The sequence below is a fragment of the Streptomyces pseudoechinosporeus genome, from assembly GCF_054783935.1.
Genome location: NZ_BAAGPS010000005.1, coordinates 601,293 through 621,976, shown reverse-complemented (window position 1 = coordinate 621,976; position 20,684 = coordinate 601,293). Strand labels below are relative to the sequence as shown.

Annotated in this window: 15 protein-coding genes and 1 pseudogene; 12 read left to right on the top strand and 4 right to left on the bottom strand. The window is 72.0% G+C overall.

Annotated elements, in window-relative coordinates:
* Nucleotides 1-119: 119 nt before the first annotated feature.
* On the top strand, nt 120-1,070 hold the full coding sequence (locus tag ACYVO6_RS09615; protein ID WP_461059278.1) for an SMP-30/gluconolactonase/LRE family protein: 951 nt from the start codon (nt 120-122) through the stop codon (nt 1,068-1,070).
* 15 nt (nt 1,071-1,085) lie between these two features.
* Here ACYVO6_RS09615 and ACYVO6_RS09610 read toward each other — a convergent pair whose 3' ends face one another.
* Nucleotides 1,086-1,745 carry a response regulator gene (locus ACYVO6_RS09610; protein ID WP_461059276.1) on the bottom strand — a complete coding sequence of 220 codons (660 nt, stop codon included), beginning with the start codon at nt 1,743-1,745 and terminating at the stop codon, nt 1,086-1,088.
* Nucleotides 1,733-3,007, bottom strand: a complete 1,275-nt coding sequence (locus tag ACYVO6_RS09605; RefSeq protein WP_461059274.1) for a sensor histidine kinase — start codon at nt 3,005-3,007, stop codon at nt 1,733-1,735. The genes ACYVO6_RS09610 and ACYVO6_RS09605 overlap by 13 nt, the downstream gene beginning before the upstream one ends.
* A gap of 203 nt (nt 3,008-3,210) precedes the next feature.
* Between ACYVO6_RS09605 and ACYVO6_RS09600 the strand changes: the two genes are divergently transcribed.
* The 6 genes and pseudogenes from ACYVO6_RS09600 to ACYVO6_RS09575 form a co-directional block, all read left to right on the top strand.
* Nucleotides 3,211-3,444, top strand: coding sequence for a hypothetical protein (locus ACYVO6_RS09600; RefSeq protein WP_461059272.1), 234 nt, complete (start codon nt 3,211-3,213; stop codon nt 3,442-3,444).
* Between the two features lie 171 nt (nt 3,445-3,615).
* The gene (locus ACYVO6_RS09595) at nt 3,616-5,223 is read left to right on the top strand and encodes a TIGR02677 family protein (RefSeq protein ID WP_461059270.1); all 1,608 of its coding nucleotides are present in this window, start codon (nt 3,616-3,618) and stop codon (nt 5,221-5,223) included.
* Entirely contained in the window at nt 5,220-6,545 is a 1,326-nt protein-coding gene (locus ACYVO6_RS09590) for a TIGR02678 family protein (protein WP_461059268.1), read from the top strand. The genes ACYVO6_RS09595 and ACYVO6_RS09590 overlap by 4 nt, the downstream gene beginning before the upstream one ends.
* Nucleotides 6,542-10,759, top strand: coding sequence for a TIGR02680 family protein (locus ACYVO6_RS09585; protein ID WP_461059266.1), 4,218 nt, complete (start codon nt 6,542-6,544; stop codon nt 10,757-10,759). Before ACYVO6_RS09590 ends, ACYVO6_RS09585 begins: the two co-directional genes overlap by 4 nt.
* A 5-nt stretch (nt 10,760-10,764) precedes the next feature.
* Nucleotides 10,765-12,009, top strand: coding sequence for a TIGR02679 family protein (locus ACYVO6_RS09580; RefSeq protein ID WP_461059365.1), 1,245 nt, complete (start codon nt 10,765-10,767; stop codon nt 12,007-12,009).
* 155 nt (nt 12,010-12,164) lie between these two features.
* A pseudogene (locus ACYVO6_RS09575) lies at nt 12,165-12,599 on the top strand (GtrA domain-containing protein); the annotation flags it as partial.
* Here ACYVO6_RS09575 and ACYVO6_RS09570 read toward each other — a convergent pair.
* Entirely contained in the window at nt 12,591-14,261 is a 1,671-nt protein-coding gene (locus ACYVO6_RS09570; protein WP_461059363.1) for a serine/threonine-protein kinase, read from the bottom strand. The pseudogene ACYVO6_RS09575 and the gene ACYVO6_RS09570 overlap by 9 nt on opposite strands.
* 186 nt (nt 14,262-14,447) lie before the next feature.
* A complete protein-coding gene (locus tag ACYVO6_RS09565) occupies nt 14,448-15,638 on the bottom strand; it encodes a sensor histidine kinase (protein WP_461059264.1) in 1,191 nt (396 codons plus the stop codon).
* Between the two features lie 207 nt (nt 15,639-15,845).
* Between ACYVO6_RS09565 and ACYVO6_RS09560 the strand changes: the two genes are divergently transcribed.
* The 5 genes from ACYVO6_RS09560 to ACYVO6_RS09540 all read left to right on the top strand — a co-directional run bounded on the left by ACYVO6_RS09560 (nt 15,846) and on the right by ACYVO6_RS09540 (nt 20,578).
* Nucleotides 15,846-16,214 carry a DUF4333 domain-containing protein gene (locus tag ACYVO6_RS09560; protein WP_461059262.1) on the top strand — a complete coding sequence of 123 codons (369 nt, stop codon included), beginning with the start codon at nt 15,846-15,848 and terminating at the stop codon, nt 16,212-16,214.
* A gap of 29 nt (nt 16,215-16,243) precedes the next feature.
* Nucleotides 16,244-16,927, top strand: a complete 684-nt coding sequence (locus ACYVO6_RS09555; RefSeq protein WP_461059260.1) for an ABC transporter ATP-binding protein — start codon at nt 16,244-16,246, stop codon at nt 16,925-16,927.
* A 98-nt stretch (nt 16,928-17,025) separates the two neighbouring features.
* A complete protein-coding gene (locus tag ACYVO6_RS09550; protein WP_461059258.1) occupies nt 17,026-19,044 on the top strand; it encodes an FtsX-like permease family protein in 2,019 nt (672 codons plus the stop codon).
* A gap of 164 nt (nt 19,045-19,208) precedes the next feature.
* Nucleotides 19,209-19,535, top strand: a complete 327-nt coding sequence (locus ACYVO6_RS09545; protein ID WP_461059256.1) for an SCO4225 family membrane protein — start codon at nt 19,209-19,211, stop codon at nt 19,533-19,535.
* Between the two features lie 260 nt (nt 19,536-19,795).
* On the top strand, nt 19,796-20,578 hold the full coding sequence (locus ACYVO6_RS09540; RefSeq protein ID WP_461059254.1) for a DUF899 domain-containing protein: 783 nt from the start codon (nt 19,796-19,798) through the stop codon (nt 20,576-20,578).
* Nucleotides 20,579-20,684 lie beyond the last annotated feature (106 nt).

Below are 20,684 nucleotides of genomic sequence, written 5' to 3'. Positions count from 1 at the left end.
AGCGGACAGAGTTCGGGAGCTGGGCTCGGTCTGGTTCTCGACGTCCCCAAGTGCACTACCAGTTCGCTGAGTTGCTGAGTTCACAGAGTTTCACCCCCACCTTCATGGAGGCCCGGAACATGTCCCCGAACCAAGCCCGGCCGTCTCGGCGCACCGTTCTCGGCGGGGCCGCCGCCGCGCTCACGCTGGCGGCCGGTGCCGGCACGGCCAGTGCCGCCGCCGGAACCGTAAAGAGTGCGTGGCCGACCGAGTTCCCGCTCCCGGACGGCTGGCTGCCCGAGGGCATCACCATCGGCAGAAAGCCGTACGCCTACATGGGCTCCCGCGCGAACGGCGCCGTCTACCGCACCGATCTGCGCACCGGCAAGGGCGGCGTCCTCTTCGAAGGAGCCACCGGTACGGCGTCCATCGGGCTGAAGCTGGACCACGACGGTCTGCTCTACCTCGCCGGAGGCGCCGGCGGCACCGCGCGCATCGTCGACTCCCGCAGCGGCAAGCTCAAGGCCACGTACCAACTGACCACCAACGCCGCCCCGTTCATCAACGACGTCATCCTGCTCGGCGACCGCGCCTGGTTCACCGACTCGCGTGGCGCCACACTGTACGGCGTACCTCGTGGCCGTGGCGGCGAGGTACGCAGCCTGCCGCTCGGCGGTGACTGGGTGCAGACGCCCGATGTGAACAACGCCAACGGCATCGTCGACACCCCGGACGGCCGCGGTCTGATCGTCGTCAAGAGCACGCCGGGCGAACTCTACCACGTGAACATCAAGACCGGTGCCGCGAAGAAGATCACGCTGAGCGGGCAGGCCGATGTCGCCAACGGCGACGGTCTGGTCCGTATAGGCCGCACCTTGTACGTCGTGCAGAACCGGCAGAACCTGATCAGTGTCTGGGACCTCGACGCGAAGGTCACCACGGCCACGCTGAAGCGGACGATCATCGATCCGCGGTTCGACGTACCGGCCACGGCCGCTCGCTGGGGGGACCGGCTTTATCTCGTCAACGCCCGGTTCACCAGCCCTCAGACGCCGGAGACGACGTTCAACGCCGTCGCCGTTCCCGCCTAGCCGGACAGAGGGTGTTCAGGCGCGGCGTCGTACGTCCTCCAGATAGCGGAGGACCGCGGCGACGCGCCTGTCCACCTGGTCGGTGGGGGACAGGTCGAGCTTGGCGAAGATGCTGCGGATGTGCTTGTGGACGGCGCCGTCCGTGACGACGAGGCGTTCGGCGATAGCGGAGTTGCCGAGGCCCTCGGCCATCAGGGCGAGTACGTCGCGTTCGCGCGGGCTGAGGCGTTCCAGGCGGCTGTCGTGGCGGCTGCGGGTGAAGAGCTGCGCGACGACCTCGGGGTCGATGGCGGTGCCCCCGGCCGCCACCCGCCGCAGGGCGTCCAGGAACTCCTCGACCCGCCCGACCCGCTCCTTGAGGAGGTAGCCGAGGCCGGTGACGCCGCCGGTGAGCAGCTCCGTGGCGAAGCTCTGCTCGACGTACGCGGACAGCACGAGCACGGCCAGGTCCGGCCGGCGGCGTCTGGCCTCGACCGCGGCGACGATGCCCTCGTCGGTGTGGGTCGGGGGCATCCGTACGTCGAGGATGGCGACATCGGGCTTGTGTACGTCGATGGCGTCGAGGATCCCGTCGGCCGTACCGGCGGTGCCCACCACGTCGAGCGCTTCCGCCCGCAGCAGCAGGGCGAGCCCTTCGCGCAGCAGGGGGTCGTCCTCGGCGATCACGATCCGCATGGGAGGTCCACCTCGAGGGTTGTGGGCCCGCCGGGCGGGCTGGTCAGGGTGAGGGTGCCGTCGTGGGCCGCGATGCGGCGGCGCATACCGGTCAGGCCCGAGCCGCCGGCCTCATCCGCGCCGCCCCGGCCGTCGTCCTTGATCTGCAGGTGCAGTCGGGCGTCGTGGCTGCGGACGGTGACGGTGGCATGCTGGGCCTGGCTGTGCTTGGCGATGTTGGTCAGGGCTTCGGCCACGATGAAGTAGGCGGTCGCCTCGACGGAGGCCGCACATCTCGCGGGCGTCTCGACGTCGACGCGGCAGGGCACCGGGCAGTCCGCGGCCAGCCCGTTCAGCGCGCCTTCGAGTCCCCGGTCGTCCAGTACCGGCGGCAGGATGCTCCGGGAGACCGAACGCAGTTCGGCCAGCGCTCCCTCGGCGGCGCTCTGGGCGCGTTCGAGGAGTTCGTCGGCGCCCGCCGGGTCGCGGGCCACCATACGGCGGGCGGCGCCGAGCAGGACGGTGACGTTGACGAGCCGGTTCTGGGTGCCGTCGTGCAACGAGCGCTCGATACGGCGCAGTTCGGTCGCGTGGGCGTCGAGGGCGGCAGCCCGGGTGGCGGTCAGCTCCGCGACCCGTAGCGAAAGATCCGCGTCGGGTCCTGCCGACAGGAGACGGCGTCCCGGCCGCGCCTGCAGCCGCGCCATGCCCGGCCCGAGCCCCACGATGATGGCGATCCAGGCCAGGCCCAACGGGGTCACGGCGAGGGCGTCCAGCCAGGTCTGCGCGTTGCCGAGCCCGATGGACGTGCTGTTCGCGTCCTCGGGTGCGAACGGCCACAGCAGCGGGAACGCGGTGTCGCGGATCGCGACGACCGGCAGGAGCACGCCGATCAGGCCCAGCAGCAGCCCCAGCGTCCCGTGCGTGGCCAGCCAGCCCAGCTCCCGCCGGGTGGTGGGGTCGGCGAGGGCCGGGCGCAGCTGAGCCGGTGCGGCTCCCGGGCCGATCAGCTCCGGGCCCCATCGGGTGAGCCGGTCGCGTTCGCGCTCGGCGACGGCGTGCAGGGCGCGCAGTGCGAAGGGCGCCATCAGCAGGCCCACTCCCACCAGCGAGGCCACGGCGGTGACGGTCACCAGGAGCAGGACGGCCAGCGCCAGCACGGCCGTACCGAATCCGCCGGCGAGCTTTTCGAGCGCCACGAGGGCGGCACCGGCCGACCGGACAACGATGTCCCGGATACGGGTTTTCGGGGCGCCGTCAGACGCGTACCGCTGGCTCGACATGTACTCCTCCTCGGGCAACGACCCTAAGGCGCCGATCAGTTGGCCGTCAGCTCAAGGCCCCAGGTAGTCCCAGAAGTACAGCCTGCTGTACCTCGAACCGGGCGGCAGGCGGGCTCGGCCGCGAGGGGTCGCGATTCATAGCGTCGGTGACGACAGCGGAAGCCTCCGCGAACCTTCGCGGCAACCGGAACAGGAGCACGAAAATGACCGACCTCAACCGCCTCACGCACTCCGCGACCGCCACCGAGCCGCACCCCGTCGTCACCGGGTCCGGCGTCACGCGCCCCCTCCTCTGGGTGGTGCTCGTGATCAGCGTGATCGGCAACGTGGTGGCCTCGTTCACCGCCGCCTTCACCCCGACGCACCTCGCGTGCAGCGCCGTCACCGCGGTCTGCCTGGCCGCGCTGGTCGTGCAGCGCCTGCGGAGTCGCCGATGAGCAGCTCCCGCTGAAGCACACGTCGGCCCGGAATGGTGGCGAGTCCGTCATTCCCGACTCTGTTGTCAGTGCTCGGCCCTACGGTTGTGGGCAGCCCTACGGTTGTGGGTGGGCTGAGGAGTCGATCGTGGGCTGAGGAGGGGGAGACGGGTGCGCAGGGTGCCGCCGGACATGTTCCGGTTCACTACGGGCGACCGGGCGGAGTTGTACGGGGCGATCCTGCGGGCGTTCGGAGCGGCCAACGAGCGCCTGGAGACGGCGCTGGGGCTGGATGACGTACGGATGCGACTGCGCACGGTGGGCTGGCTCGACGCGATCGCCGACGAAGATCTGCACGAGGCGCTGAAGCAGCTGCGCCAGTGGGAGCTGCTGGACGTCGTCCAGAACCACGCGGAGAACTACCGCACGGCCGAGGAGTACGAGCGGCGCAACCTCCAGTACTCCCTGACCCGGCGCGGTGAGGCCGCCTTCGCGGGTGTCCAGCACGCGCTGACGGTGCTCGCCTCGACGGGCGCCTTGCAGACGGCCGTACTGGAAGCGATCACCGACCGGCTCGACGAGTTGTACGGCCTGGCCGGTGAGCCGGCGTCGGTGGATCGGCGGATCTTCAGCACCCTGCAGGAGCTGGAGGGGCATCTCGAGGCCCTGCTGGACAACACCAGGGCGTTCAACGGCGAGCTTCAGCGGCTGCTGCGTGCCGAGGGCGCCGATCTGGGTGTGTTCCGGGAGGTGAAGGCGGCCACCGTGGCGTATCTCCAGGAGTTCCTGGTCAATCTTGATCAGCGCGGGCATGGGGTCGCCGAGGCCGTGGCCCGGGTGGAGGAGCGCGGGATCGCCGCTCTGCACGAACGGGCCCTGCGCGGGGCGGAGTTGCCGCCGGTGTCCGGTGAGGATCCGGGGCCGGCCTGGCTGGAGCGGCGGCGGGCGCGCTGGGCGGGGCTGCGGGCGTGGTTCCTGCCGGTGGACGGGGCCCGGCCGCGGGTGGACCAGCTGCATGACGTCGCCCGGCGGGCCATCGTCTCGCTGCTTCAGGTGCTTGACCGGATCACCGAGTCGCGCCGCCGGTCCTCCAGCGCCGTACAGGACTTCCGGGAGCTGGCGCGCTGGTTCGCGGCGGCCCCCGGGGAGGACGATCTCCACAGGCTGTGGACGGTGACCTTCGGACTCGGCCCGGCCCGCCATGCCCATCTCGCGCACCCCGACCCGGAGTTGGTCCCTTCGTCCCGGACGTGGGAGGAGGCGCCGCCGGTCGAGGTGTCGGCCCTGTTGCGTACGAGCGGTCGTACGGAGCGTTTCACCCGCACGGGCAGGGTGCGGGACGTCGCCGCCATCAAGGCCGCGCGGGCGGAGCGGGCCCGGCGGGAGCGCGCCGAGCTCCAGGAGGCATGGCGGACCCTGCGGACGGATGACGGTCCGCTGCGGCTGTCCGACTTCGGTGTGCTGGACGAGGCGTCCTTCGAGCGGCTGCTCGATCTGCTCGGCAGGGCCTTGTCGACGCGTCCGGACCGTTCGGGGGCGCGGCGGGCCGGGACTTCGGACGGGCGGGTGGAGATCACCCTGACGCCGCCCGCTGATGGACGGATCGCCGTACTGCGTACGGCGAAGGGGGAGTTGAGAGGACCGGACTATCTGGTGCACATCGACACGGTGGCTGGAGGAGACATGGGGGGCGGCACGGTGACCGGGGGAGGCGCGGCTGCGGCGCCGATCCTGCGGCCAAGTCCCCAGGGGATCATGGGACTTCAGGAGTCCGCAGGACGCCAGGAGGCCGCCGGATGAGCACCCTCGCCAATCAGCTGGTCGTCGCCGAGCGGGAGGAGGTCGCCCGGGGGATCCGTCTCCTGCTGGCGCGGCCGTTGATCACTGAGCGCGCCGACCCGGCCGCCTTCGACGTCGTCCGGCGCCGCAAGGAGCCGCTGACCAAGTGGTTCGACTACACCTGCGGCTGGAGCCTGGTCGTCGAGCCCAGGCGTGGTTACGCGCGACTCGTCAAGGTCCGCTCCACCGCCGACGCCTCGCGGCCGGCCCGGCGGCTGCGCTCGGGGCGGGCGCCGTTCGACCGCCGGCGCTATGTGCTGCTGTGCGTCGTGGCCGCCGAGTTGTTGTCCGTGCCGGTGACGACGATAGGGCTGCTCGCCGATCGCGTTGTCCAGGCCACCGCCGCCGATCCGGCACTCCCGTCCTTCGACACGTCCGGCAAACAGGAGCGGATGGCCTTCGTCGACGTACTGAAATTGCTGGAGTCGTACGGAGCGCTGCTGGCCGTCGACGGAGCGACGGACGCCTTCGTCGACTCGGCCGACGCGAAGGTGCTGTACCGCGTGGACGCCACGCTGCTGATGCGGCTGCCGGCGGCGCCCATCGGAGCCTCGCGGCTGTCCGTACCGCCGGACGAAGTGCCCCTGCGCTTCGAGGAGTTGATGACGGGGCTGACCCGGGAGCGGCGTTATGGCGGGGCGGCGTCCGGGGGCGAGCAGGCCGTCGCCTCCGAGACGCAGCGGAACCTGTGGCTGCGGCACTCCGTACTGCGCCGCCTCTTCGACGACCCGGTCCTCTACCGCGAGGACCTCACCGAGGACGAGCTGGCCTACGTGGCCTCCCCGACGGGCCGGCAGATCCTGCGCCGCTCGGTCGAGCAGGCGGGGTTCGTGCTGGAGGAGCGGGCGGAGGGGTTCCTGCTCATCGACCCGGACGCCGTCGCCACCGACGCCAGGTTTCCCGACGACTCGTCCACCGCCAGGGTCGCCGCGTTGCTGTTGCTGGAGCGGATCCATGATGTGCCCGGCGGGGCGACACCCGAGCAACTCGTCGCGATCGGCTCGGAGTTGCTGCGCAGGTTTCCGCGGTGGGCGAAGGCGTACCAGTCGGTGGACGGGGCCGGGCGGCTGGCCGACGACGCGGTGCGGGTCCTGTGCGACTTCGGTCTGGCGCAGCGCGTCGGCGCGCGTACGGTCGTGCGTCCGGCGGCTTCGCGGTACCGGGTCGTGGGGGCCACGACGACGGGCGAAGACGACACAGGCGATACGGGCCACACGGCCGGTTCAGGTGAGGGCGGATCTGTTGCAGTCGAGTCTGTTGCTGTCAAGGGAGGCTCGGGTTGAGCGTCACTGATCTTCCGGTGCGGACTGCGGGCGCCCCGGCCGAGGAGGCCGCAGGGGCCGGGGAGGACGTTCCTCCCTCGCGGCACCGCTGGCAGCCGTATCGCGCGGGCATCCTCAACGTCTGGCGCTACTACGACGAGACGTTCACCTTCCACCAGGGACGTCTGCTGCTGCGCGGGCAGAACGGCACGGGCAAGTCCAAGGCCCTGGAGCTGCTGCTGCCCTTCCTCTTCGACGCGAACCTGAGGCCCAACAGGCTGTCCACCTTCGGCGGTTCGGAACGCACCATGCACTGGAACCTCATGGGCGAGGGGGCGTCCGGCAAGACACGGGTGGGCTATGTGTGGATGGAGTTCGGCCGCCCCAAGGAAGGCAAGCAAGGCGGCGACGGCGGGACCGATTGGTTCTCCTGCGGAGCCCGTCTGCAGGCCAGCGTCCACACCAGCGGCGCGCACGCCGACTACTTCACGACCAGCCGGCGCATCGCCCGGCCCGGCGGCCTGTTCCTGGCCAACGATTCCGGCCAGCCGCTGACAAGGGCCGCCCTCGCGGACGCCCTGCAAGGGCACGGGGAGATCCACGCCTCGGCCGACAGCTACCGCACCACGGTCCGCCACACGCTTTTCGCGGGCATGGGCGAGCAGCGGTACGAGGCCCTGATCACCGCCCTGCTGCAACTGCGCCAGCCCAAGCTCTCCGAACGCCTTGACCCGTCCCTGCTCTCCTCCCTGCTCTCCCGGGCCCTGCCCCCGCTCGGGGAGGGAGAGATCAGCGAACTGGCCGAGGGCTTCGAGCGACTGGACCGGCAGCGTGAACAGCTGAAGCAGCTGGACGAGGAGGTCACGGCGGCGGGCACCATCGCGCACCGCCAGCGCGGCTATGCCCAGCGGGTCCTGCGCGCCGGTGCCGCGACCCTGATCTCGGCCACGACCGAGATGGACAACCTCACCCGGGTCGCGAAGGAGAGCACGGAGCAGCACGAACAGGCCCTGCGCGACCAGGAGTCGACGGCGCGGGCGCAGGACGAGTGCGAGCGGCGCGGGCAGGAGCTGGAGGCGGGCATCGAAGGCCTGGTGAACAGCGACGCCTACCAGCAGGGCGAAGAGCTCAGCCGGCTCCGCCGCAGTACGGAGGACGCCGAGGAGAAGGCGCGACGGCTGCGCACCACCGCCGAAAGCAAGCAGCGCCAGGCAAGCGACGACCGGGAACTCGCCGCCGAGGCCGAGCAGCGAGCCGATGCCGCCGAAGACCACGTACAGGAGGCGTCCGAGGACGCCCGGCAGGCGGCACGTACGGCCGGTCTGGAATCGGTGCACCTGGAAGCCGCGACGATGTTCGGCGCACCGACCGCCGCCTCCGCCGATTCCACGGGCCCCGGGGGCGAGGACCGGGTCCGGCGGCCCCGCCGTCTGCTGCGGGGTGCGGTCAGGGCTCGGCGGGACCAGATCACCGAGGTCTCGGCCGCCATAGACCGTCACGAACGGGCCGTGAGTGACCGCACGGCCGCCGAGACGTCGCTGGACGACGCCCGTCGCGCTCTCGCGGCAGCGGTCGTACGCAGGGACGAGGCGGCCCGCGCGTACGAGGAGGCGCTGGCCCGGCAGGCGGAGGGCCTGCGCGAGTGGGCCACGGGCTGTGTGGAGCTGCGGATCGACGACATCGAGGAGCTGGTCTCGCGGACGGCGGTCGAGAGCGACGTCATGTCCCTCGTCGAGTCCGCCGTACGCGGCGTGGAGCGGGACATCGCCGAGCGGGAGACGCGTACGGAGGCCGCCCGCGAGACCGCGCTGGCCGAGCGGTCCGCGCTCACCGACACCCTCGACACGCTTCGCCGCGAGGCCGATCTGCCCCCGGCCGTGCCGCCCACCCGCACCACGGAGCGCTCGACGATGATCGGTGCCCCGCTGTGGCGCCTGGTGGCCTTCCACGAGGACGTGCCGCCCGCCGTCCAGGCAGGTGTGGAGGCGGCGTTGGAGGCGTCGGGGCTGCTGGACGCGTGGGTGAGCCCGTACGACGGGATCGAGCTGCCCGGGCACGACACGCTGGCCGAGGCCGCCTGGGCGGTGCCCGCTCCGGGTCCTTCGCTTCTGGACGTACTGCGTCCCGAAGCCGGCGTCCCGGTGCCCGTCGACGCGATCGCCCGGCTGCTCGGCGGTATCGCGTACGGACCGCGGCTGCCCGAGCGGCACATGGCCGCGGTCGGCGCCGACGGCAGCTGGCGGCTGGCCTCCGCCACCGGCACGTGGAGCAAGAAGGAGCCCGCCCACATCGGCTCCCTCGCCCGGGAGCGCGCCAGACGGCGGCGGATCACCGAACTCACCGAGCGGCTTACCGAGGTGAACGGCACGATCGCCACGCTGGACGCGTCGGTGCGCGAACTGCGCGAGCGGCGCAGGCGTCTGGACGCCGACCTCGCGGCGCGTCCCCGGTACCGGAACCTCGACGAGCGGCGCCGGGACTGGGACCGGGCGGAGGAAGGGATCGGCGTCCGCGACGACGCCGTACGCACCGCTGCCGGGCTCCTGGAGGAACGGGAGGCGGCAGCACAGCAGGCCCTGCGTGCGCTGAGCCGGCTGTCCGCGGAGCACGGGCTTCCCACGGACAGCGGGCTGCTGGGGAATCTGTCGTCCGCTGTCGATACGTTCCGCGATCTGGCCGACGCCTGGGCGGACGCCCAGCTGCACTGGGCGTCCGCCGTCGGGCGGGCCGCGTCCGCCCGCGACCGGGCCGACCGCTCGGAGGAGAGTGCGCGGGAGCAGGCAGAAGAAGCAGAGGCCGCCGCGTCGGAGGCGGCGGGCCTCAGGGCGACGCTGGAGGCGGTGGAGAGCACCGTCGGCGAGGACTTCCGTCAGGTGGCCGCCCGGATCAGCGAGATGAGGGGCCAACTGCGCCTCAGCCGCGAGGAGTTCAAGGTCAAGGGCCGTCAGCTCCTGGAGCTGGAGCGGCGTATCGGCACGCTGACCGCGACGATGGCGCAGGACGCGGAGAAGCGCGACCAGGCCATCGCCACCAGGGATGCGGCGGGGCGGAGATTCAGGCGCCTGTGCCTGCTCGGCCTGCCCGAGGACGCGGGGATCGACCTCGAACTCAGCGGAGAGGACGGCACGCGCGCCACCCTGGAGGCGGCCCGTGCGGTGGCGGCGAAGTGGGCGAACATCCCGCACGAGGCCCGTAACCTCGGCGACGCCGTCAACCGGCTGTCCGAAGCGGTGCACGAGGCCCGGCAGTTCCTCGGCCGCCGCGCCGATCTGGACCTGGAGGCCGACGACGACGTACAGATCTTCACGGCCACGATGGACGGCGTACGCATCGGGGCGACGGAACTGCTCCACACCCTCACGGCCGAGCGCGACAGCAGCCGCGACGACATCACCGCCGCCGAACGGCGCCTGTTCGACCAGACGCTCACCGGAGACACCCGGCGCCATCTCGCCGCCCGGATCCGCCAGGCGGGCGAGCTGGTCGACCGGATGAACGGCCACCTGGAGCGGGTCCGTACCGCGTCGAACGTCGCTGTCCAGCTGGTGTGGCAGATCCACCCGGACCTCCCGCCCGGCACCCGTACCGCCCGCGAGCTGCTGCTCAAGGACCCCGGGCGGGTCACGGAAGCCGACCGGGAAGCGCTGCACGCCTTCTTCCGCGGCCGTATCGAGGAGGCCAAGGCCCGGAACACGGCGGCCACTTGGGAGGAGCAGCTCGCCGAGGTGCTCGACTACACCGCCTGGCACCAGTTCGTGGTCAGACTCGACCGGGCGAACGGCGCGGGCTGGCAGCCGCTGACCAAGAAGCTGCACGGAGCGCTGTCCGGCGGGGAGAAGGCGATCGCCCTGCATCTGCCGCTGTTCGCCGCTGTCGCCGCCCACTACGAAGCCGTGCCCGACGCGCCCCGGCCGATCCTCCTGGACGAGGTCTTCGTCGGCGTCGACACCGTCAACCGTGGCCAGGTCTTCGCCCTGCTCAGCGCGCTCGACCTCGACCTCATGCTGACGTCCGACCACGAGTGGGGCACCTACCGGGAGCTGCCCGGCATCGCGATCCACCAGCTGATCACGGGGGCGGACGGGGACGACGCGGTGACCAGTGCGCGGTTCGTGTGGAACGGGGTGGGTGTGGAGCCGGCCGAGGAGAGAGCCCCCGGGCGGGACGAGGCGGGAGCCCCTGGGCGGGACGAGGAGGGAGCCCTCGGGCGGGACGAGGAGGGAGCCCTCGGGTGAGCGGGATGAGGAGCCGTGCGCTGCGGCGCCCCGAGCTGCGTCCCCTCTGGCTGGCCGTCCACGACCGGCTGTCCTCCGGGCGGCCCGTCAGCCGGGTGCGCATCGGCCCGCTGGACGACGACCAGCGTGCGGCGCTGGCCGACCTGCTGGGCCTCGACCGGCTGCCGGACGCCCGGCCCTTCGTGGCGCTCGCCCGCCTCGAAGAGGCCGTCGCCGAGATCGACGGCCGTACGGTACGCGAGGTCGTCGCCGACCTCGTCGGCCCGCTCGACGACCGCGCCGCCGAGCGGCAGCGCGCGCAGGACGAACGGGCGGCGCTGTGGGCCTGGCTGGCGGCTCACGAGACGGTGCGCTCCCAGCCGGCGCTGGCCGACTGGGCCGCGTACTGCCGTAGCGGCGGTCTCGTCGACGGCTCGGTCGCCAGGACCCGTGACCTGCTCGCTTCGGCGCTGGCCGTGCTGGCCGCGCTGCCCGCCGAAGGAGAGCCGCTGCCGGTCTTCGCGGCGCGCCTGCTGCACGGCGACTCCCACGCCCTGGACGACGGCACCCGCCTTTCCACCCTCGTCCTACGGGCCCTGTCGACGATCTACGGCATCGACGCACCGGACAGCGCCCAGCAGCGACGTACGCTCTGGGCCCGGGCAGGCATCGCCGACGACGAACTCTCCGCCACCGTCCTCGCCGCCGGGCTCCGTCCCCTCGGGGACGGCATGCTCAGCCGTATCACGGGCATCTGCGCGGACACCGGACACGCGGCGTCCCTCACCCTGGCCCAGCTCCGGGACGCGGGGGCCTTCGGCTTCCCGCCCGCCGCAGCGGTGTACATCACGGAGAACCCCAGCGTCCTCGCCCTCGCCCTGCGCCGCTTCGGCCCGCGCTGCCCACCCCTGGTCTGCACCTCGGGCTGGCCCAACAGCGCGGTGATCCATCTGCTCCGGCTGCTCGCCGACCACGGAGCCGTCCTGCGCTACCACGGTGACTTCGACGGCGAGGGCGTACGCATCGCCGCGTACATCCTGGACAAAACCCCCGCCACCCCTTGGCGCATGACCACCGAGGACTACCGCAAGGCCCACGCCCGCGCCCCGCACGGACCGCCTCCGGGACGGCTGACCGAGGCCCCGTGGGACCCGGCGCTGACGCCCGCGATGTCGGAACACGGCACGTCCGTACTGGAGGAGATGGTCGCCGACTCGCTCCTCGGTGACCTGGCCGCGCTCGCCGAGCGCAAGGAGGCGGCGGGTCGCTGACGCGCCGCTGAGGAGCAGCCCCCGCCCCCATGGTGGGGCCAGCCCTACCTTCGGTTCGGGAGTGGGCGTCATCGTGTTTGTGGGCTGGTGGCGGCAGGGTTGGAGCCGGTTGATCCGAGAGGTTCACCGCTCCCACCTGCCGGAAGGAAACCGCCATGAACGCGGCCGACATACGCCGGACCTCGGCCGCCCCCGTACCTCCCGGCCCCCTCGCTTCCTTCGCCCGCTTCGTCCTGTGCGGCGGCGGGATCGGGGTCCTCTCCAGTGGTGCCGTGGGGCTGCTGGCCGCGTTGATGCCCTGGGTGGTGGCGAACGCCCTGGTCACCGTCGGCTCTACCCTCCTCTGCACGGAGCTGCACGCCCGCTTCACCTTCGGGGCCGGGCGGCGGGCCGGATGGCGTCAGCACTGGCAGTCCGCGGGATCGGCCACGGCCGCCTATCTGGTGACCTGTGCCGCGATGTTCGGTCTCCACACGGTGCAGTCGTCGCCCGGGGTACTGACCGAGCAGGCCGTGTACCTCAGCGCCGCCGGGCTTGCCGGAATCGGGCGGTTTCTGGTGCTGCGGCTGTACGTCTTCGCCTCAGCCCGTCGTGGTGAAGCCGTTCCTGACCTTGTCGAAGACGGGGCGGTAGGTGGCCCACTGGGCGTCCGGGGCCGAGAGGTAGATGTCGTACTCCTTGGCGCCCTCCCGGCCGTAACCGAGGTCGATGGCGCGGAACGCCCGCGCGCGGCCCTGGAACGTGAACTCCCATACCGCGGCGGGCTGTCCGCGGAACGTGGTCCTCTGCATGCGCAGTTTGCGGTACGAGTTCGGGTAGTTGACCTTGGTGTTGGCCTCGATGGTCTTGAAGTGCTCGACGGGGTGCGAGCCGGCGGGGTCCACGACGCCGATCGTGATGCCGGCCAGCTTGGTCGGGTCGGTGTAGGTGACCTCTTCGGTGGTCCTCTTGGCGGCCTTCCAGCCGTCCGGTACGGGGAAGGAGACGCCGAGGCGTTTGTCGCGGACCAGGTGGTATCCCTCGGGCACGGGCGGCGGCTTGTACGGCGGTGCGGTGGTCGGACCGGGGTTCCGCGCGGCGCCGTCGTCCGTCGCCCCGCCCTCGTACGCCGTCGCGTAGAGGGCGCCTGCGACGGCCGCGCCCGCGACCGTCGCGGCCACGGTGCTCCAGAGCAGGGCGCGGCGCTTGTGGCCCCGGCCACTGCCCCGGCTGCGTTCCCGGCCCCGACCGTCCCCGCCGGTGTCCGCCCAGGTGGGTCCGTCCGGCGCGTCCGACGCGCCCGGCACCTCTGACGCGTCCGGCACGTCCGGCCCCCGGCCCCGACCGGCTGCCGAGCCCGTCACCGAACCCGCCCCTGAACCAGTCACCGAGCCCGCGACCGAACCCGTCCGCGTCCCCGTCCTCGCGAACGCCGCCGACCGAAGCACCTCCGTCGGCTCCCCCGCCCGTACCGTCCGCAGCGCCCGCTCCGTCTGCTCCGCCGAAGGCCGCTCGTTCGGGTCCTTCACCAGCAACGCCTCGATGAGCGGCTCCAGCGCACCGGCCTGCGTCATCGGTCCCAGGGGGTCGGTGGCGATGGCGTACGCCGTCTCCATCGCCGTGGCCTTGCGGAACGGTGGCCGTCCCTCCACCACCTGGTGGAGCGTGGCGCCCAGCGCCCACAGGTCCGAGGCCGGTCCGGGGGTGAGGCCCCGCATCCGCTCGGGCGCCATGTAGTCGATCGAACCGACCATCTCGCCGGTCTTCGTCAGCGTCGAGGTGCCGACCGTCATCGCGATGCCGAAGTCGGTGAGGACCACGCGGCCGTCGGAGGCGAGCAGTACGTTGCCGGGCTTCACGTCGCGGTGCAGCACTCCGGCGGCGTGGGCTGCGCGCAGGGCGGCGATCATGCCGAGGCCGATCCGGGCCGCCTCCGCGGGCGGGAGGGTCCGCTCGCTCTTGAGCAGGTCGCCGAGTGTGACCGAGGGCACGTACTCCATGACGACGCAGGGCAGCCCCTCGTCGTCGACGACGTCGTGCACGACGACCACGTTGGGATGGGCGATACGGGCCGCGCTGCGCGCCTCGCGCCGCATGCGCTCGTACAGCGTGGCGAGTTCCTCGCCGGACAGGTGGTGCGTATGCAGTCGCTTCAGTGCGATCTGGCGGCCCAGGACCTCGTCCTCGGCGCGCCACACCGTGCCCATGCCGCCCCGGCCGATCCGCTCGGCCAGCCGGTACCGCCCGGCAACGAGCCGTCCCTCGTCCGACACCGCCCAGCCTCCGCCAATTTTGCTCACGTACATCACGTTCGATTTGCTTCGCCACGATAGCTGTCGCGCATGACGAGGAGAGGGCCGCGAGTACGTGGCCAACAGCACACGAACGTCAGGGCTGCCGGGACCATCAGGGCTTCCGCGACCGTCAGGCCTCCGCACCTCTGAGGACTGGCGCACCCCTCAGGACTTCTGCAAGCGCCAGGGCTTGTGCACCGCAGCCGCCGGAAACACCCCCCGAACCTCCCACCCGTGCCCGGCCCGCGGCCCCGCATGCAGCTCGCCCCCCAGCGCGGTGACCCGTTCCGTCAGTCCGACCAGGCCGAAGCCGCCGCCGTGTGCGGCGGCCGGGAGCTGGGTGCCGCCCCGCCCGTCGTCCGTCACCCTGACCTCCAGCCGGTCGCCGTCGTGGCGCACGCTCACGGTGATCTCGGTGGCGTCGGACGCGTGCCGCCGTACGTTGGTCAGGGCCTCCTGGACTACCCGGAAGGCCGCGGCCTGCACCTCGTGCGGGAGATCGTCGGGGAGTGCGGGATCGCGATGCAGGGTGACCTGCTGGCCGGGGGCGGCGAAGCCTTCGGTCAGTTCGGTGAGGCCCGCCAGGTCGCCCACCGGGCGGTGGTCGGCCGCCTCGGGCCCGGTGTCGCGGAGTACGCCGACGGTGCGGCGCATCGAGGCCAGGGCCTCCGTGGCCGCGCGTTCGATGCCCGCGAGGACGGGGTCGAGCTCGTCGGGCCGGGTGGCCGCCATCATGCGGGCCATCTGGGTCTGCACCAGGATGCCGGTGACGTGGTGGGCGACGAAGTCGTGCAGATCGGCGGCGATGGCGAAGCGTTCGCCCCGGCGGGTCTCGGTGACCGCCACCGTCCTGCGGTAGTCCAGCGATCGCAGGTAGCCCGCGAGTCCGGCGACGAGACCGATCAGGACCAGCCCCATCACCGCGAACGCCAGCGTCTCTTCCCGCCCCGGGTGGAAGTAGCGCATCGGCATGACAAGGAGCGCGCCGCCGTCCAGTACGGCGCAGGCCAGCACCCGGCGCGGCGGGCAGTGCCGTACGGCGATGAACAGCAGGCACAGCAGGATCATCGCCTCGCCCGGGCCGAACAGGGTCTCCCAGGGGACGAGCAGCGCGAGTGCCGTGTAGAGCAGCGACAGGAGGGCGGGAACGGTGGTGCGCACCTGCGGGGTGAGCCACTCCGGCCGACGCTCGGTCGGCCACAGCACGGCGGCGAGCCCGACGACCAGAAGCACCGCCTCCGGCAAGAGGCTGGGGCCGAAGAAAGTGGCCGCGTACAGCAGGTCGACGCCCGAGGCCGCGAGCAGGACGCCCACGGCGAAGCCCCGGAGGCAGCCACGGGCAGAAGGGGATCTCATGCCGAAAACGGTAGGTGAGGCCATCGCCGTCGTCCTCGGCCGAATGGCCGAGGAGCCGCCGCGCGGACCGTGCGATCCCTGACCGTTCGGCTGAGGCGCGCGCCCGGGCCCGCGGGCGAGGGTGGAGCCACTTCCTCCCGCTGGCCATCAGGAGTTCCTCTCCTGCGGCCAACAGGGGCTCCATTCCTCCGACTTCAGGAGTACGTGATGCAGCGCAAGTTCCTCATCGGCGTCATCGGCGGTGCGACGGCCGTGGTCGCCCTGGGCGGTGTCGGCACCTATCTGCTCTCCGGGACCGAGTCGACCACCTCCCTCGACGAATACAGCATGGTGACGGTGGACGGTCACAAGGCTCTGTCGCCGAACATCGTCGCGACCCGCACCCAGAGCAAGTACAACCCGCTGCCCTGGGTCGGGGAGAAGGTCACCGGCGTGACCTGCCCGACCGGACTGAAGGCGGTGGCCGGGGTCACCCTCACCTGCACCGCCAAGGACGACGCCGGCAAGAGCGTCTCCATCCCGGTGTCCGTGGTGAAGGCGACGGACTCCTCCATCACCTGGAAGTTCGAGCGCTGAGAAGCCATCTGAGAGAGGGCAGACACATTATGAGCACCGTCCTGGCCGGTCACGGCCTCATCAAGAAGTACGGCTCCACCATGGCTCTCGCGGGCGTGGACGTGGAGGTCCGCGAGCGCGACTCACTGGCGATCATGGGCCCGTCCGGCTCCGGCAAGTCGACCCTTCTCCATGTCCTCGCCGGGATCATCCGTCCGGACGGCGGCCAGGTGCTGGTGCGTGACGAGCGCATCGACAACCTCGGCGAGAACCGGCTCAGCGCCCTGCGCCGCAAGCGTTTCGGCTTCGTCTTCCAGTTCGGCCAGCTGCTGCCGGAGCTGCCCGCCGAGGAGAACGTCGCCCTACCGCTGATGCTGGAGGGCGTACCCCGTAAGGCAGCCGTCGAGCGGGCCCGCCGCTGGTTCGCGCCGCTCGGCCTCGACGGCCTGGAGGGCCGCCGCCCCGGCCAGCTGTCCGGCGGCCAGGCCCAGCGCGTCGCCATCGCCCGTGCACTCGTCATCGAACCGGACGTGGTCTTCGCCGACGAACCGACCGGCGCCCTGGACCAGAACACCAGCACCGAAGTCGTGCAGCTCCTCACCTCCGTCACCCGCTCCCAGGGCGCCGCCCTCGTGATGGTCACGCACGACGCCGACGTCGCCGCCCACTGCCACCGGATCCTCCAGGTACGGGACGGCCGGATCAGCGGCCACAGCCAGTACACGGTCGCCTGACCCGGCCCTCCCGGACACAGCCCGGATCCCAGCCAGTACACGGTCGCCCGCCCGACCCCCGTCACCACCCTCCCCGCCCCTCCCCTCCCGGAGACCTCATGCGTTCCCCTGTCCTGCCCCTGACCTGGCACCTCGCCCGGTCCTCCGGCCGCCGCGGCCTGCAGAGCCAGCTGCTCGCGGCCGGGGCCGCCGCCGTCGGCGCGTTCGTGATGCTGGTGATGGTCGCCGCCGCGCTCGGCTCCGGCGCCCGCGCCGACCACACGACCTGGCGCACCCCGGCCGCCGTACCCGCGAAGGAAGCGACCGCGGTCCAGGCCCTGGCCACGACGTACGTACGCGACGAGCCCGTCTCCGTCGTCTCGCTGGCCCAGCTGCCCGGCCGCGGGGCGACCAACGCGCCGCCCGGACTGAGCTCGTTCCCGAAGCAGGGCGAGATGTACGTCTCGCCCGCCCTGGCCGAGCTGATGCGGAAGCTGCCCGCCGGCCAACTGGCCGACCGTTTCCCGAAGGTGAAGTCGTACGGAACGATCGGCGCGGCCGGACTGGCCTCGCCCGACGAACTCGTCGCCGTCGTAGGACGTGCCCCGACCGACCCGGCGCTCTCCAAGGCGGCCGACGGCGGCAACTGGTACGACGAGGGACAGACCGAACGCGCCATGATCTCCGACTTCTCCGCGGCCAAGCCCAAGGCGACCCTGTCCACCGGGAGCGACCAGGGAGCAGTGCTGCTGGGCGTGGTGCTGCTGGTGATGCCCGTGGTCGTACTGGCTTCCGCGGCCGGGCGGCTGGGCGCGGCCCGGCGCGAACAGCGGCTCGCCGCACTGCGGTTGGCCGGGGCGACCCCGCGGCAGATCCTCGCGATGACCGCCGTCGAGGCGGCGGGCGTCGGCGCGGCCGGGGCCCTGGCGGGCGCGGTCGCGTACGGGGCGCTGCTGCCCGTCCTCGCCGAGATCCCGTACGGCGTCGGCGGCTGGTACACCGGTCAGCTGTGGGTGGGGCTGCCGTGGCTGGCGGCGGTGGTGGCGGCGGTCACCGTCCTCATCACCGTGAGCGCGGTGTCGATGCTGCGCCAGGTGGCGACCTCGCCGCTGGGTGTCGCCCAGCAGTCGAACCCGCGCCGCACCCGCGCGATCCGTCTCGTGCTGTTCGTCGGAGCCCTCATCTACATCTACATGAGCTCGGGCGGCGGCCAGTTGAACACTCGGCAGCTGATCACGCTCCTGATCCTGTTCTACGCCGCGTTCTGGCTGTTCGGCCCGTGGGTCGTGGACCGGCTGGGCCGGATCGTGGCCCGCTTCGCCCGCCGCCCGGCGACCCTGCTGGCCGCACGCAGGCTCAGCGACGACCCGCGCGGCGCCTGGCGCACCGTCAGCGGCCTGGTGCTGGCCGGGTTCGTGGCCGGCTTCTTCTCCGTCAGCCAGCTGGACATCGGCTTCGCCGACACTCCGGGCCAGGTCGGGGTGGTCACCTCGGACGCCGCCGCAGCCCGCCACACCGCCACCGAGGCCCGTACGCTGCTGCGCGAGGCGGGCATCCAGGCGAAGGTCACGATCCCGGGCGACGACAACTTCGACACCGTGCTGTTCGGCGAGGAGGGCGTGATCGCCCACGTCACCGGCGGCCCCGAGCAGATCGACGCCGCCGTCACCGCCCTGACCCCCGTCGCAGCGGGCGGCCTCCCCCTCACCCAGGACTACGTGAACGCGAGCGACGACACGATCACCGACCGCATCGCTGCGGCCAGCACCGCCACCCTGGCCCTGAGCTTCCTCATCGCCACCGCCTCCGCCGGCCTCACCGCCGCGGCGAACGTCCTCGACCGCCGCCGCGTCTACGGCCTGCTGCGGCTGTCCGGCACCCCGCTGAAGACCCTGGACCGCGCCAGGATCCGCGAAACAGTCCTCCCCCTGGTCGTCCTGGCCGGCGGCACCACGGCCATGGGCGTCTACGGCGCCTACCAACTCAACAAGCTGGCCGACTCCACCATCAACACCTCCGGCGCCATCCAACTCACCGTCTGCGTACTCCTCGGCGCGCTGGCGATGTTCATGGCGATCAGCGGCAGCAGGCCACTGCTGCGCAGGGTCACGGCGAATCCGGCGCAGACCGCCGACTGACGGTTCGCGTACGGCGTGGGGCCCGGGTCGTTGACCCGGGCCCCAGTTGCGTCCGATCGCGGACACAGACATAGGTACGGGTACTCAGGCGGCAGCCGCTCCCCGACGACATGGTTGACCTCAACAAACCGAGCAACACCACACCGTCTCAAAGGAGTTCAGAAATGGCTGCCTCGTCGCGTTCCCTGTCCCAGACCCTCCGCCACAACCTGGTGAACCCCGCTGCCCTCGGCTATCTGGCCCTCGTGGCCGCCGTCGGCGTCTGGGTCGGGCTGGACGCACTCTTCGTCGAGCACGCGGACGCCAGTCTCGCGGGAGTCTGGCTCTTCGTCGTCACCGCCCCGACCTCGCTGCTGTTCGCGGCCCTTCCCGGCGCGCTGTCCTTCGTCGGGGTCGCCGTCGGCGCCGTGACCCAGGCGTTCGCGCTCGGCGCCGCGTACCGCTGGTTCCGTGGGCGGCCCGCGCAGCGCGCCGGCATCAGCAATGCCTGACACGCGGTCCTCAAGTAACCGTCATCACCGAACACGACCCACCCACCGCATGACATCGGGCCCCGCCCGGGGGACAAGCAAGCACCAATCCCCCTGGGCGGGGCATCGATCTGCTCGGCTTGCCGCCGACCGGCACGGAGTGTTATCGGCCGAGGGCGCCGCCTGCCGCGATGAGTTCCGGCCGGGTCGGGAGTCTGTTCTGGTGAGTGTCGTAGGAGGTCGTACGACGCTGCCCGGCACGAGACACCACGGAGGACACCATGACGACCACACCGGACGACCCGACCACCGCGCTGCCCGGCCGGCCGCCCGTCGTTGACCTGGCCACCTGGCAGAGGGCCCGTGACGAGCTTCTGGTCCGCGAGAAGGCCCACACCCGCGAGGGCGACGCGATCGCCGCGGCCCGGCGGCGGCTGCCGATGGTGGAGTTCGACGGGACGGTCGAGGTCGTCGGACCCGACGGCCCGGTCCCGTTCCTGGACCTGTTCCAGGGTCGCGACGAGCTCGTGGTCTACCAGCACATGTGGTACGACGGCGCGCCGCACCAGGGGCAGTGCGAGGGCTGCACCACCACGGCCTGGCACCTGAAGGACGCCGTCTACCTCAACGCCCGCGGCGTCTCGTTCGCCATCCTGACCACGGGCCGCCCGGACGAGGTGGCCTCCTACGTCGAGTTCATGGGCTACACCCAGCCCTGGTACTCGGTGCGGGGTGTGGAGGCGCCGGTCGGCGGAGAAATGGGTTACCTCACCTGCTTCCTGCGCGACGGCGACCGCGTGTTCCTCACCTACTCCACGACGGGCCGTGGCAACGAGCGGGTCAACGGGTCCCTCGGCCTGCTCGACATGACGCCCTACGGCCGCGGTGAGGCGTGGGAGGACAACCCCGAGGGCTGGCCCGAGGGGCGCAGCCCGTGCTGGTCCTGGCGCTCGGACGCGGACGGGAACGCCACCTGGGGCCCGACCAGCCGCCCCGTGCCGCAGTGGACCCGCCCCGGCGCGACCCCCGTGGAGACCCTCGGCCGACACGGCCACCACCACTGACGCGTCTTCGTCGACGGCGTCGGCAAAAGGTGTTGGGGGCCGGGCGGAACCTCCGGACGATGCGAGGGTCCGCCCGCGCGCTCGGTCGGTGGGTGGTTCGCCCGGA